This window comes from Tardiphaga sp. GW821-FHT12E02, assembly GCF_058807155.1.
This window is the reverse complement of record NZ_JBXAQK010000001.1, coordinates 1977997-1992026: the sequence shown is the minus strand read 5'-3', so window position 1 is coordinate 1992026 and position 14030 is coordinate 1977997. Positions and strand designations below refer to the sequence as shown.

General features: G+C 62.5%; 14 protein-coding genes. 9 read left to right on the top strand and 5 right to left on the bottom strand.

Features of this window, described 5'->3' with window-relative positions; translation table 11 throughout:
• Nucleotides 1-4 precede the first annotated feature (4 nt).
• The gene (locus AC1RQ5_RS09415; RefSeq protein ID WP_493198458.1) at nt 5-1207 is read right to left on the bottom strand and encodes an efflux RND transporter periplasmic adaptor subunit; all 1203 of its coding nucleotides are present in this window, start codon (nt 1205-1207) and stop codon (nt 5-7) included.
• Between the two features lie 259 nt (nt 1208-1466).
• On the opposite strand from AC1RQ5_RS09415, the gene AC1RQ5_RS09410 reads away from it, so the two are divergent.
• Nucleotides 1467-2084, top strand: a complete 618-nt coding sequence (locus AC1RQ5_RS09410) for a TetR/AcrR family transcriptional regulator (protein WP_493198456.1) — start codon at nt 1467-1469, stop codon at nt 2082-2084.
• Between the two features lie 134 nt (nt 2085-2218).
• Entirely contained in the window at nt 2219-2638 is a 420-nt protein-coding gene (locus tag AC1RQ5_RS09405; protein ID WP_493198454.1) for a hypothetical protein, read from the top strand.
• A gap of 144 nt (nt 2639-2782) precedes the next feature.
• Here the strand turns inward: AC1RQ5_RS09405 and AC1RQ5_RS09400 are convergent, their stop codons facing one another.
• The 4 genes from AC1RQ5_RS09400 to mnmA form a co-directional block, all read right to left on the bottom strand.
• Nucleotides 2783-4021, bottom strand: a complete 1239-nt coding sequence (locus AC1RQ5_RS09400) for a glycosyltransferase (protein WP_493198452.1) — start codon at nt 4019-4021, stop codon at nt 2783-2785.
• Nucleotides 4022-4386: 365 nt separating this feature from the next.
• Nucleotides 4387-4752, bottom strand: a complete 366-nt coding sequence (locus AC1RQ5_RS09395; RefSeq protein WP_493198450.1) for a hypothetical protein — start codon at nt 4750-4752, stop codon at nt 4387-4389.
• Between the two features lie 232 nt (nt 4753-4984).
• A complete protein-coding gene (locus AC1RQ5_RS09390; protein ID WP_493198448.1) occupies nt 4985-5623 on the bottom strand; it encodes a class I SAM-dependent methyltransferase in 639 nt (212 codons plus the stop codon).
• 17 nt (nt 5624-5640) lie between these two features.
• On the bottom strand, nt 5641-6837 hold the full coding sequence (gene mnmA, locus AC1RQ5_RS09385) for a tRNA 2-thiouridine(34) synthase MnmA (protein ID WP_398480050.1): 1197 nt from the start codon (nt 6835-6837) through the stop codon (nt 5641-5643).
• A gap of 321 nt (nt 6838-7158) precedes the next feature.
• On the opposite strand from mnmA, the gene AC1RQ5_RS09380 reads away from it, so the two are divergent.
• From AC1RQ5_RS09380 to fliN, 7 genes are all read left to right on the top strand, one after another.
• Nucleotides 7159-8667, top strand: a complete 1509-nt coding sequence (locus AC1RQ5_RS09380) for a flagellar hook-length control protein FliK (protein WP_493198446.1) — start codon at nt 7159-7161, stop codon at nt 8665-8667.
• Nucleotides 8668-8677: 10 nt separating this feature from the next.
• Complete coding sequence (locus AC1RQ5_RS09375; RefSeq protein WP_398480054.1) at nt 8678-9403, top strand: flagellar hook assembly protein FlgD; 726 nt, start codon at nt 8678-8680, stop codon at nt 9401-9403.
• Nucleotides 9404-9783: 380 nt separating this feature from the next.
• Complete coding sequence (sciP, locus tag AC1RQ5_RS09370; protein ID WP_002714638.1) at nt 9784-10059, top strand: CtrA inhibitor SciP; 276 nt, start codon at nt 9784-9786, stop codon at nt 10057-10059.
• 170 nt (nt 10060-10229) lie between these two features.
• Complete coding sequence (fliF, locus tag AC1RQ5_RS09365) at nt 10230-11846, top strand: flagellar basal-body MS-ring/collar protein FliF (protein ID WP_398480056.1); 1617 nt, start codon at nt 10230-10232, stop codon at nt 11844-11846.
• A gap of 5 nt (nt 11847-11851) precedes the next feature.
• On the top strand, nt 11852-12943 hold the full coding sequence (fliG, locus tag AC1RQ5_RS09360; RefSeq protein ID WP_493198443.1) for a flagellar motor switch protein FliG: 1092 nt from the start codon (nt 11852-11854) through the stop codon (nt 12941-12943).
• The gene (locus AC1RQ5_RS09355) at nt 12943-13563 is read left to right on the top strand and encodes a FliH/SctL family protein (protein WP_398483482.1); all 621 of its coding nucleotides are present in this window, start codon (nt 12943-12945) and stop codon (nt 13561-13563) included. Before fliG ends, AC1RQ5_RS09355 begins: the two co-directional genes overlap by 1 nt.
• A 19-nt stretch (nt 13564-13582) precedes the next feature.
• Nucleotides 13583-13924: a flagellar motor switch protein FliN gene (gene fliN, locus AC1RQ5_RS09350; protein WP_398483484.1), complete on the top strand. Its 342-nt coding sequence runs from the start codon at nt 13583-13585 to the stop codon at nt 13922-13924.
• The last annotated feature ends 106 nt before the right edge of the window (nt 13925-14030 follow it).

The following is a 14030-nucleotide window of genomic DNA, read 5'->3' as shown; positions in this document are numbered from 1 at the left end:
TCGATCAGTCCTTGCGCGGCTCGGCAGAGCCGGCCGCATTGGCTTCCTTGCCCGGCGTCTTGGTCAGGCCGGTCTTCGGATCCACGGTCACGTCGATGGTCTTCGCGACCACGCCCGGCTTCGCTTTCTGCAGCCCGTCGAGAATGACGCGGTCACCATCCTTGGCCCCGTCATCGACCAGCCAGTTCGGCCCGATCGCCTGCGCGACCTTCAACGTGCGCTGTTCGACCTTGCCGTCCTTGTCGACGAACATCGCGATCGCCTCGCCGCGCGGATTGCGCGTCACCGCGCGCTGCGGGATCAGGATCGCCTTCGGATCGACACCGGCAATCACGCGGGCGCGCACATACATCCCCGGCAGCAGATTGCGATCGGGATTGGCGAAGATCGCGCGCGTCGAGACCGAACCCGTGGTTTCGTTGACGCTGGAATCGGTAAAGCCGAACTTGCCCTTCTGCGAATGGATCTTGCCGTTCTCGAGCACCAGTTCGATCTCGACACCACCGGCCGGCCGCTTCAGCCGCCCGCTGGCGATCTCGCTGCGAATACGATCCATCTCCGAGGTCGCCTGATCGAGATCGACATAGACGGGATCGAGTTGCTGGATCGTGGTCATTGCATTGGCCTGGCTCGCCGTCACCAGCGCGCCCGGCGTGATGGTCGACTTGCCGATACGGCCCGAGATCGGCGCCAGCACCTTGGTGCGATCCAGCGCGATGGCTGCGGTGTCGCGATTGGCTTCCGCCGATTTGAGGTCGGCCTCGCCCTGCTTGAAGGAGGCCATGGCGCTGTCGACATCCTGCTGGCTCGCCGCATTGGTCTTGAGCAGCTGCGCCTTGCGCTCTGCGACCAGCCGCACCAGCGCGAGATTGGCCTGCGCCTTCAGAACCGTGGCCTCAGCGCTTTCCAGCGCCGCCTGATACTGCACGGGATCGACCTGATACAGCAGCTCGCCTTCCTTTACCTCGGCACCCTCGGTGAAGACGCGCTTCATCAGGATGCCGGTGACCTGCGGACGCACTTCCGAGACCTGATAGGCGACGACACGCCCTGGCAGCAGGGTCGAGATCGCGGCCTCCTGCGGCTTCAGCGCCATCACGCCGACTTCCGGCGGCGGCGGCGCCTTCGCCTCCGATGCCGGCTTGCCGCATCCGGCCAGGGCGAACACGGCAATCAGAGCCAGCGGGCGAGCAATTCCAGATGTCATTACCATCACCAATGCAAAAACGGCGCACGACACCGCGCAATCCCGCGCGATTGAAGTGGCCGTGAGAAATTTTGGGAAACTCTCTGGTTTCCGCTCAGGAAACTTGCTAGTTTCCTCCCGCGAAGTCAAGCGCCTGGCAGGCAATGCCACTCAAGCGTTTGTGAAGCGGCTCATATAACGGAGTTCATGTTCAATGGTTGCATCGGCAGGCGCAAGGAAACCGCGCGGGCGCGTTTTGCCGCAGCAAAATGACCAGCGCGTGACAACGCCCGAACCGGCTGCGGACCCGTTTGACGAGCGCATTCTGCAATTGCTGGCCATCGCCAAGAGGACCTTTGGCGAAAAAGGCTTCGCCGCGACCACCATGGACGACATTGCCAGCGCTGCCGGCATGTCGAAGAAGACGCTTTACAAGCTGTTCGACAGCAAGAGCGACCTGTTCCGAGCCATGCTCATGAACAATTTGCAGCGGTTTCAGTTCGGCGTCGCTTCCCGGCCGGACATGCCGGTCATCGACGAACTCCGGCACGCCATGCGCTATATCGCCGACGTGGTCTTCAGCTCCGACGAGATCGCCCTGCACCGCCTGATCGTCGCGGAACGGAAGCAATCACCGGCGCTGGCCGGTATCTTCACCGACGTCATCTTCAAGAGCGGCGACAACGGCGTTGTCGACTGCATCAAACGCATCAAGCTCAAATCCACGCTCGAAGACCTGCCGGCGAGAACCGTCGCAGAAATGATGATCGGCGCCGTCTTCAGCCACGACCATTTTCGCGCAATGGTCGATGAATCCCATCAGGTCAACCGGCGCGCCATCAACAAGCGGATCGACGTGGTGATCGCGGTGTTCTGTGAGGGATCGCCGAACACGTAGGATGGGTTGAGCGCAGCGATATCCATCCGACATCGCCCCACCCCTGCCCCAATTTCTTAACCGATTGCTCACCATGGCCGGGCACACTGCGCCATCGCGCAGCATGCCGCTGCGCGGGATCGGACGGGCATGCCATGTTCCAGACATTCCTGCGTTCACGCGCCCAGACCTATCTGCGCAGCATCGTCGGCGAACGCGAATTCCGCGCCCGCTCGCCGGAGCGCGACGCCGAGACCGATCGCGAGCGCCTGGATGCCGTGATGAGCGCCATCGACCAGGCGTTGTCCAGCGCCGAGGCCGAGCAGGCCGGCCTGACCAGGCGCGTGGATGACGTGCTGGCCCGCGCCGCCGTGACGTTCGGCAATGGCGACGACGAATATCTGACGCGTGAGAGCCTCGACAGCCATCATCTCGATCTGTTCGAGACCGAGATCCAGAACGGCCAACGCCGCATCCGTGACCTCACCGGCACCATCGCGCATTACAAAGCGCTGAAGGACACCTTCGTGTCGCGGTTTCCGGAGTACAAGTCTGCGCTGAAAGCGGATGCGTAGCGCTACAGCCGGAGCAATCTCCGCCTGTCATCACCCGCGAAAGCGGGTGATCCAGTAAACACTGGCTTTTTGCCTCAGCACGACCACTGCCGCATACTGGATCGCCCGATCAAGTCGGGCGATGACAGCGCGTGTCGCACAGCCCTACCCCCGCGCCCGGCGATCGCCGCCTTCCGGCACGCTGCCGCCTTCCTGCGTATCGCTCCAGCGGCGCTTGAAATTGCTGCCGTCCGGCGTCGAGCCGCGGCCGCGCCGTCGCTCGCCCGTAAAGCCCTTCATATTGTCGTTCACGAAGATCATGAGCTCGGTACGGAAACGCTCCGCCGAGAATTTCTGCGCATGGGCGCGACACACATCACGCGAGAACTCATGCTCGCGTGCAATGAAGGCCCGCACGCATTCGGCAATCGCTTCCGGTTCATTGGCATCGAAGAACATGCCCGTCCGTAGCTCCGGCGAAGCCGACACCGTCTCGCGCGCCCCGCCGCGGCCGAGCGCCAGCACCGGCGCGCCTTCCGATTGCGCCTCGACGACGATGATGCCGAAATCCTCTTCGGCCGCAAACACAAAGGCCCGCGCCGTCGCCATCAATTCACGCAGGCGCACGTCGCTGACAAAGCCCGCAAAGCTGACATTCGGCCCGGCCATCGCCTTCAGCCGTTCGGCTTCAGGCCCGTCGCCGGCCACGATCAGCTTCTGATCCGGCATCGCATTAAAGGCTTGAATAACCGCCTCGATCTTCTTGTAAGGCACAAGGCGGCTGGCCGCGAGGAAGTGATCGCCGACCGGCAGGTTTTTCGGCAGCGACGACAAGGTCACCGGCGGATAGATCACTTTGGCATCGCGGCCATAGACCTTCTTGATACGCTTGGCGATGAAGTTAGAATTGGCGAGCATCGCGTCCGGCCCGTGTGCCGTGCGCACATCCCAGATGCGGATCCGATGCAGCAATGCGCGTGCGAGCGCGCTCTTGATGCCGGCGGTGTAACCGCCTTCGTTGAGATAGGCGTGCTGCAGATCCCATGCGTAGCGCATCGGCGAATGCACATAGGAGACATGTAGCTGATTGGGCCCGGTGATCACACCCTTGGCGACCGCATAGCTCGACGAGATCACGAGATCATAGCCGGACAGATCGAACTGCTCGATCGCGATCGGCATCAGCGGCAGATAGCTGCGATGCTTGGTCTTGATGAACGGCATCCGTTGCAGGAAGCTCGTATGGGTCTTCTTCTTGATACCGATCTTGTCGCGATCTTCCGGCGACAGCGCATCGAACAGCGCGAACACTTCGGCGTCCGGATAGCATTGCAGGACTTCGCGCAGCACCTGTTCGGCGCCGCCCAATGTGTAGAGCCAATCATGTACGACAGCGACGCGCATCGAGCCTCGAATCGGATCGTGAACAAGCGATTGGCCCTTAAATAGACCAATGCCGAGGTTCTACAATCGAGCCGATACAACTTGCGTTAATTGGGCCACGACCAATTCGTAAAATTTGATTCATACTTCTTACGATCGCATCGCGGCCGCGTGGAAGCCTACCTACCGCGCGCCGATTTTGTGTCAACATTTCCAGATGCAGTTGCTAAATACCGAAATATGCGCATTTCGCCGCTAGTAATAATAACAGCAACATCATCGCCCAACGCGGCCAAATGCATGCCGTTGAGATAGCTCAACAGCAATAACGCAGGCATGACGGCTCACGCCTGCGTTCATCTTGCGTCGCATCAAATGGGGAAGGCTTATTTAGGCCGGACGCTTGGGTCACCGCCCGGACTGCCCGGCGGCGGGATCACCGGCGTAGTGCTGTTATCGGATTTCGGTGCTGGCGAACGCATGGCCGGATCGATATTGCTCGGCGGACACAGCACGCCATCCGACTTCGCCAGCTTGTCGCCGAGGTTCTCCGAACTCTTTCCAGTCGTGTCAGCCGTGATATTGCCCTGCGCATTGGTTTGCGTTGGCGTGCAATTGGCATTGGGGCGGTCGGCCGCCGGCGGCGCTGTCTGTGCGGGCGGCGTGGCAGGTGCCGGTGGTGCCTGCGCAATGGCTGCGCCCGAACCGGCGATCATCAGGCCTGCGACGATAAGTGTGCGATGAATGCTCATGCAGGGAAAACAGCCGGCAACGCCGGATGTTCCGCAATATCACGCCGAGGCGAGTGGTTTCCCTCCCCGGAGCGCGGCGAATGGGGAGGATGGCGCGAAGCGCCAGGTGGGGTCTATCCCACGGCAGAACGTCACGAGAGGAAAGACCCACCCGTCTAGAAGCTCGCTGGACGCTCGCTTCGATCCACGCTGCCCGCTGCACCGCCTCGCGGCTTGAGGGAGGGAAAGAAGATCAGCCCTTCACGTAACGGATCAGCGAAAAATGCCCCATCGGCGCCATCGGGCGCCGCTCGGCGAGCGACACGCCGCCATGAGTCCCGGCCCAGTTCACCAGCCGCGCCCACGGGAATTCCGGGCGCCAGCCGAGCCGGCGCGCCAAGGGCGCAAAGGCCAGCTCGAAGATTTTGCGCGGACCGCTTTCCGCACCGATGTGATTGACGAGGATCAGTTCGCCGCCCGGCTTCAGCACGCGGATGAAATCATCCAGCGTCGCTTCCGGGTCCGGTACCGCGGTGATCACATATTGCGCCACCACCGCATCGAAATGATTGTCCGGGAAGGCGAGATGTTTCGCATCCATCACCGCCAGCGTCTCGACATTGGTCAGATTGTGCTTGCGCACGCGCTCATGGGCGCGGCGCAGCATCGGCTCGGAAATATCGACACCGCAGATCTTTGTGGTGCGCGCATAGTCCAGCAGCGAGAGGCCGGTGCCGATACCGACATCGAGCACGCGGCCGCCAATGCGATCGGCTTCGGCGATGGTCGAGCGACGACCTTCATCGAACACCTTGCCGAATACCATGTCGTAGACCGGCGCCCAGCGCCCGTAAGCCTTCGCGACCCCCGCGCGGTCGATATCGCCAGCCATGCCCCTGCCCAAACTCCCTAGACGCGCATCGCTGCGACGTCGGGCACATTAGCATTGCGTGCAGCCGAACCGACAGAGCTTTTCGCCGCAGCGCTCTTGATGAAACCGCCGCCGAGCACGCGGGCCTGGCCCGATTGCGCGTCGTAGAACACGCAGGCCTGACCGGGCGACACGCCCTCCTCGCCGCCGACCAGTTCGACCTCGTAGCCGATCTCGGTCTTGCGCAGCCAGGCCGGCTGCGGCGGACGGGTCGATCGAACGCGAACGAAGATTTCGAGGCCGGTGCCGATGGCCGCATCGATATGGCCGCCACCGATCCAGTTGACGTCGCGCAGCGCGATCTTGTGCATGCGCAAGGCCTCGCGCGGGCCGACCACGACACGGCGCGCTTCCGCATCGAGGCGGATCACATAAAGCGGTGCCGACGACGCGATGCCGAGGCCGCGGCGCTGGCCGATGGTGAAATTGGCAATGCCGTTGTGGCGGCCGATCACATGGCCATCGGTATCGACGATATCGCCGGGCTCCATGGCATTAGGCTTCAGCCGCTCGACGATGTCGGTATAGCGGCCGGTGGGCACGAAGCAGATGTCCTGGCTGTCCTGCTTGTCGGCGACCGATAATCCGAACTGCCGCGCCAGCTCGCGCGTCTGCGGCTTGCTCATATCGCCAAGCGGGAAGCGCAGGTAATCAAGCTGCTCCTGCGTGGTGGCGAACAGAAAATAGCTCTGGTCGCGATCGCTATCCGCCGCGCACACCATGCTGCGCGAGCCGTTGCCGAGATGCCGCGACGCTACATAATGCCCGGTCGCCAGCGCCTGCGCACCAAGCTCGCGCGCGGTCGACAGCAGATCCTTGAACTTCACCGAGCGATTGCATTCGATGCACGGCACCGGCGTTTCGCCCAGCGCGTAGCTCGCCGCGAAATTGTCGATCACCTGCTCGCGAAACTTGGACTCGTAATCCAGCACGTAATGCGGAATCCCGATCCGCTCCGCCACATCGCGCGCATCGTGAATGTCACGTCCGGCACAGCAGGCGCCCTTGCGATGCATGGCCGCGCCGTGATCGTAGAGCTGCAGGGTGATACCGACGACGTCATAACCCTGCGACTTCAACAGCGCAGCCGTGGCCGACGAGTCGACGCCGCCGGACATGGCGACGACGACGCGGGTGTCCTCCGGACGACCTTCGAGATCGAGACTGTTGAGCATGGTTCAAGGCCATGGGCTGTGATCGCCCCGGACAAGAACCGACGCGATCGGAAAACACGAGGCAATCCCGGAACTTACAGAGGTCCGACGATGGCTGGGATAGTGCACTTTAATATAGGGGGCGTTGCGCTCAATCAATCGCGACAGGCCGGATACGAACGGCAAATCTTGCCGCCGGGCAGAAACGGAGGGGTGAAAGTACGCCGGGAGCAGGCTACGGGTCGCGGCTAACATATTGAAATATATAGATTATGGATGCTGGCACAGCGCTGGCCCGGTCCTTGCTGAACGAGAGCTGGAACCGTTCTCGAAAGGCTGCCCGTGGTTAGCGTCTCGTCCGATATCGCCTCTGCCCTCTCGCTGCAGTCCGCGCGCGCCAAATCCGGGCGCGACGAGGGAACATCCGTGTCGGATCACTTCGGTTCGCTGGTCGAACAGAACAGCTCAAACGCGGACGCGGTTCCCACCCAAGCCGCCCGCCCGGATGTCCCTGTCCCGTCCCGCCGCGACGATCGCCCCGCGACGGACCGGCCCAAGGCCGCCGACCGCCGCGATGACCGTGCCGCAGGACCGCCGCAGGATCGCCGCAGTGATGCCGCAACGGATGCGCCGCAAACCGGCAAAACCGCGCGCCAGGATGGCCAGCCCGCCAAATCCGATCAAGCTGCTGATACAAAAGCAGATTCCGCCGACGGCCACAAAGATGCCGCAAGCGACGACGGCGCCGCCGATGGCGCCACTTCCGACGCTGCCACGCAGACGGTGAAGGTCGACATGGTGCCGGTCGCCGTGACGCTCTCCGCGCAAGCTGCCACCGATGCCGCTGTCGGCACCGACACGTCCGAAGCCGGCGGCAGCGCGCAGCCGTTGGCTATCGCCGCTGCGGCCGCCTTGAAAGCCAAGCTCGATGCCGGAGAAGTCGCCGCGCCCGAGACCGGCGCCCTGCCGACCGACGTCCCCGCGGAAGCCGAAGCGACATTCGCCGCGATGATCGCGGGCGCAACGCCGGGCGCCGCCAAAGGCACGAAGAAGATCGAAGGCGGCGAAGCGACCAAGACCGCGACATCGACCGATGGCGCAAAGCAGGACGGCAAGACCGACGCTTCGGTCACGGCAGCGCCAACCGATGGCCCAGTCGCGCCAAAACTCGCGACCGACGCCAAGACCGATCAGGCTGCAGCAAACGCGCCGAAGCCGGATGCGAATGCCACTGCGACGACCGACGCAAAGCCCGCCGCCGAGCAGACCCACGCGCATCGTACCGAACAGGCCGCACAGCCAGCCTCGTTCGATCAGACCCTGCAAAGCGCGACACCACAGCCGCAGCCGGCACATCTGCAGGCGACCAACAACGCCGCCGCCGCCCAGCAACTGCAGCCGCAGGTCGCGGCAAATCCGCCGGTGCCGCTGTCCGGCGTTGCCGTCGAGATCGCGCAATCGGCCAAGGCCGGCAAGACGTCCTTCGATATCCGGCTCGATCCCGGCGAACTCGGCCGTATCGATGTTCGCATCGAAATGGACAAGCACGGCAATGTCACCTCGCATCTCACGGTCGAGAAGCCGGAAACGCTGACCATGCTGCGCCAGGATGCGCCGCAGCTGCAGCGCGCGCTCGAACAGGCCGGCTTCAAGACCAATGACAGCGGCATGCAGTTCTCGCTGCGCGATCAATCCTCGCAGCAACAACAGCAGCAGCAGAGCGGCGATCAGTCCGGTCGCCACATGCACCGCCTGACCATCAATGACGACGACACCGTCACCATGGCTCCAGCAGCACGCGGCTATGGCCGCATGTACGGTGCCAATGGCGGCGTCGATATCAGCATCTGAGGAGTAAACCATGGCAGTTGATGCAACGATCTCCAGCCCCGTCGTCTCCGGCACGTCGACGGCAACCTCGAGCTCCAGCACGAGCAGCAGCAGCACGACGGGCATTGCCGATAACTTCCAGACCTTCCTGACGCTGCTCACCACGCAGCTGCAGAACCAGAACCCGCTCGATCCGCTGGACACCAACCAGTTCACCCAGCAGCTGGTGCAATTCGCTGGCGTCGAACAGCAGCTCAAGCAGAACGACCAGCTGAAGTCGCTGGTGGAGATGGAGAAAGCCACGCAAGCGACGCAGGCCCTCGTCTATGTCGGCAACAATGTTGCCGTCGATGGCTCGACCGCACAGTTCAAGACCTCGGCGACCTGGAATCTGCTGGCCGACAAGGCATCGACGGCCACGATCAGCATCGCCAACTCGGCCGGTAACGTGGTTTACAGCGGCAAGTATTCGCTGAAAGAAGGTCAGGGCACCTTTGTCTGGGACGGCAAGGGCAATGACGGCGTGCAGTATCCGGAAGGCGCCTACACGATCTCTGCCACGGCCAAAGACGACAATGGCCGCGACGTCGCGGTGTCCACGGAAGTGCAAGGCATCGTGGACTCCGTCGATCTGTCGGCAAGCCCTGCGCTGCTGTCGATCAACGGCGCGAACTACACCGTCGACAAGATCAAGCGCGTGGTGCGCCCGACGACTGTGCCGACGACACCGACCACGCCTACAACACCGACGACCTGATACCGCCTCGTCAGGTGGGCAAAGCGAAGCGTGCCCATCATCACGCGCCTGAGTGAGACATGGTGGGCACGGCGTTGCGCGCCACTGTCCATTCCACGGCCCACGGGCCGACATGAAAGACGCCCCACTTCGCAGGATGGGTTGAGCGCAGCGATACCCATCACGGCCAGGCGCATGCGGTGAAGGGTATCGCTGCGCTCAACCTATCTTGCTGGCGAGAGTATGCCGCTCATCCGTAGCGCCTCTGCCCCTTTTCAAATCGTCAACAAACCCTTTCACAAAGTCTATTCGCATTGGAGTTGTGGGCTTAGGCAAATTTTAAGCCGGCGGGCGTAGTTTGTTTCAGTGAGTTCAGTGGTTGAGAGTAGTGTGAGTACGCCATGACAGAACCCCATCGCCCGAGGGTCAAATACGTCATCGGGCCTGACGGCAGCCCATTAACAATTGCCGATCTACCCGCGCCGGGAACAAAGCGCTGGGTGATCCGACGCAAGGCCGAGGTTGTTGCCGCAGTCCGCGGTGGCCTTCTCTCTCTGGAAGAGGCCTGCAGCCGTTACACGCTGACCGTGGACGAGTTCCTGTCCTGGCAGTTCTCCATCGACCAGCACGGTCTGGCTGGGCTGCGGACCACCCGCATCCAGCAGTATCGTCAGTAAACAAAACCTTAACGGTTCAAGTTTGATGAAAACCGGCTTTCCCCTGGGAAGCCGGTTTTTGCCGTCTACCAAATATATGGCGATCCGTTAACCAACGTTAACCAACTGGAAACCATAGATCGGCAAAAATTGCCCAGTCGGTCCCTGAGGCCGAATCTCAGGGGCCGATTGTGCAGGGTCTGATCAGTTTCTTCAAAAGTCTCGGCGCTGCGCGCCTGGCGGCCATGTTTGCCGTCACGGTCGCGTTGATCGGCTTTTTCGCTTTCATCATCATGCGCGTGACCACGCCGCAGATGACGACGCTGTTCACCGATCTGACCACCGAGGACTCCTCGGCGATCATCAAGGATCTGGAACGCCAGGCCATTCCCTTCGAGATCAAGAATGACGGTGCCGCCATCATGGTGCCGAAGGACAAGGTCACCCGCCTGCGCATGAAGCTGGCCGAAGGCGGCCTGCCCAAGGGCGGCGGCGTCGGCTATGAGATCTTCGACAAGTCGGACGCCCTCGGCACCACCAGTTTCGTTCAGAACATCAATCACTTGCGGGCGCTGGAAGGCGAACTCGCCCGGACCATCCGGGCGATTGATCGCGTCCAGTCAGCCCGTGTCCATCTGGTCCTTCCCGAGCGTCCGCTGTTCTCACGCTCCATGCCGGAGCCGTCAGCCTCGATCGTGGTCCGCGTCCGCGGCACGCTCGACCAGCAGCAGGTTCGGGCGATCCGCCATGTGGTCGCCTCCGCCGTCAACGGGCTGAAGCCGAACCGGGTCTCGATCGTCGATGAAGCCGGACAGCTCCTTGCCGATGGCGCTGCCGATCCAAATGCCGAAACCGCCGCCGGCGACGAGCGCCGCACCGCTTTCGAAAAGCGGATGCGTAACCAGGTCGAGTCCATCATCTCCTCGGTGGTCGGCTCGGGCCGTGCACGGGTCCAGCTCACCGCCGATTTCGACTATAACAAGGTGACCCAGACGTCCGACAAGTTCGACCCGGAAGGCCGGGTGCTGCGATCCAGCCAGAGCCGCGAAGAACAGTCGGTCACCGGCGAACGCGACGGGCAGGTCACGGTCAATAACGAGCTTCCCGGCAATCAGGCCCAGGGCACCGCAAACGCCAAGGACCAGAGCAAGAAGTCGGAAGAGACCAACAATTACGAGATCTCTCGCGTTACCAAGACCGAAGTGACCGAAGCCGGCCGGGTCAATCGCATCTCGGTCGCGGTGTTGGTGGACGGCAGCTACAGCAAGAACGAAAAGGGCGAGCAGGTCTATACCCAGCGCCCGAAGGAAGAACTCGACCGCATCGCCGCCCTCGTCCGCTCTGCCATCGGTTTCGACCAGAAGCGCGGCGACCAGGTGGAAGTGGTCAACCTGAAATTCGCCGAAGGTCCCGCCGTTACCCCGAATGCGGAGCCGACCGGCCTGCTCGGCAATCTGCAATTCACCAAGGATGACGTGATGAACGTCATCGAGCTCGGCGTGATGATGCTGCTCGGCCTCGTCGTGGTCTTCATGGTCGTCCGTCCGCTGGTTCGCCGCATCCTCACGCCGGAAACGCCGCCTGCCGCGCTGACCCCACCGCCCGGCATGATGGCGCTGCCCGACAATGTCACGGTCGGCCCCGATGGAACGACCCTGGTCGCTGCTACCGGCGCCAACATGATCGATGTCGCCACCATCCAGGGCCAGGTGCACGCACAGTCGGTGCATCGCGTGGGTGAATTGGCAGACCGCAATCCGAATGAAACCGCCGCCATCGTTCGTCAGTGGCTGCAGGAACCGGCATAATCCCGATGGCAGAAGTTCCCGCACTTACCGGCGACAACAGCAGCGACATCCAGAGCGTGGTTGCCGGCCTTGCCGCGCGCCAGGCCGGCCGCGCGCCATCCAAGCCCCTGAGTGGCCCCAAGCGCGCCGCCATCCTGATGCTGGCGCTAGGCGAAAAATACGGCGGCAAGGTGTGGTCGCTGCTCGATGACGACGAAGTCCGCGAATTGTCGTCGCACATGTCCAGCCTCGGCACGATCGAACCGGATACGGTCGAAGACCTGATGCTCGAATTCGTGTCGCGCATGTCGGCCTCCGGCGCGCTGATGGGCACCTATGATGCCACCGAGCGACTGCTGACCCAGTATCTGCCGGCCGATCGAGTCAACGGCATCATGGAAGAGATCCGCGGCCCCGCCGGCCGCAACATGTGGGAGAAGCTCTCCAACGTGCAGGAAGAGGTCCTCGCCAACTACCTCAAGAATGAATATCCGCAGACCGTGGCCGTGGTGCTGTCCAAGCTGAAGTCGGAGCATGCCGCGCGCGTGCTCGGCATCCTGCCGGAAGATCTGGCGCTCGACGTCATCAACCGCATGCTGCGCATGGAAGCGGTGCAGAAGGAAGTGATCGAGCGCGTCGAGCAGACGCTGCGCGTCGAGTTCATGTCCAACCTGTCGCAGACCCGCCGCCGCGACGCCCATGAAGTGATGGCGGAAATCTTCAACAACTTCGACCGCCAGACCGAGACGCGCTTCATCACCTCGCTGGAAGAAGAGAACCGCGAGTCTGCCGAGCGCATCAAGGCGCTGATGTTCACCTTCGACGACCTGATCAAGCTCGATGCCGGTTCGGCGCAGACGCTGATGCGCAATATCGACAAGGACAAGCTCGGCATCGCGCTGAAGAGCGCGAATGAGGAAGTCCGTGCCTTCTTCATGGGCAATATGTCGTCGCGCGCCGCCAAGATGCTGACCGACGACATGGCAGCGCTCGGCCCGGTGCGCCTGCGTGACGTGGATGAGGCACAGGCGTTGCTGGTCAATCTCGCCAAGGATCTCGCGGCCAAGGGCGAAATCGTGCTGACCAAGAACCGCGCCGACGACGAGCTGGTGTACTAATGGCAGCACCGGCAAAATTCCTGTTCGATACCGACTTCGCAGCGCCCGATCGCTCGCGCGCACCGGTCATCACGCCGGCGGAAATGGCCGAGAAGATCGCCCAGGCCGAAGCGCATGCCTATCGCGCCGGTTTCGATGCCGCACAGCGTGAGGCGAAAGCCGAAGCGGATCGCCGCATGGCACTGGCGCTGGAGCAGATCGGCATCGCGGCCACGACCGTCGCGCAGAGCGTCGGCGGCATCGAGAACAAGATGGAAACCGAGGCGGTAGACGTTGCCGTCGCGGTCGCCCGAAAACTCTGCAGCGAGTTGGTGGCACGTGAGCCGCTTACCGAGATCATGGCGCTGGTGCATGACTGCTTCCGCCATCTCGTCGCCACGCCGCATCTCGTGATCCGCATCAATGACGCGCTCTATGAGGAAGCGAAAGAGCGCATCGAGAAGCAGGCGAAACAGAGCGGCTTTGCCGGACGCCTCGTCATTCTCGCCGAGCCGGATATCGAGAACGGCGACTGCAAGATCGAATGGGCCGATGGCGGCATGGTGCTCGACCGCGCTTCCATCGATGTCAAGATCAACGAACTCGTCGGACGCTATATGGCGTCCCGCAATACGGCTTGAAGGCTATGAGGACTAAATCATGAGCGATCCGCAGGTGCCGCTTCCCGACCTCAATGCCGGCGATCCGATGGTGGGCGGTGATGTCGGCTATGCCGATGAGGAAAATGTCACGCGCATCGCCGCCGATCTGGAGGCGGTATTCGACGTGCCGGTCCAGGTTTCGGCCGTGCTCGGGCGTTCGAAGATGGATGTGGGTGAATTGCTGAAGCTTGGACCCGGCACCGTGCTCGAACTCGACCGCCGCGTCGGCGAGGCCATCGACATCTATGTGAACAACCGCCTGGTGGCGCGCGGCGAAGTGGTGCTGGTCGAGGAAAAGCTCGGCGTCACCATGACCGAAATCATCAAGGCCGAGAATTGAGTTCGACTGGATCGCCCCGCATTCGTCATTGCAAGCGTAGCGAAGCAATCCAGAAAGCCAAATGAAGAAAAGAACTGGATTGCTTCGCTGCGCTCGCAATGACGGC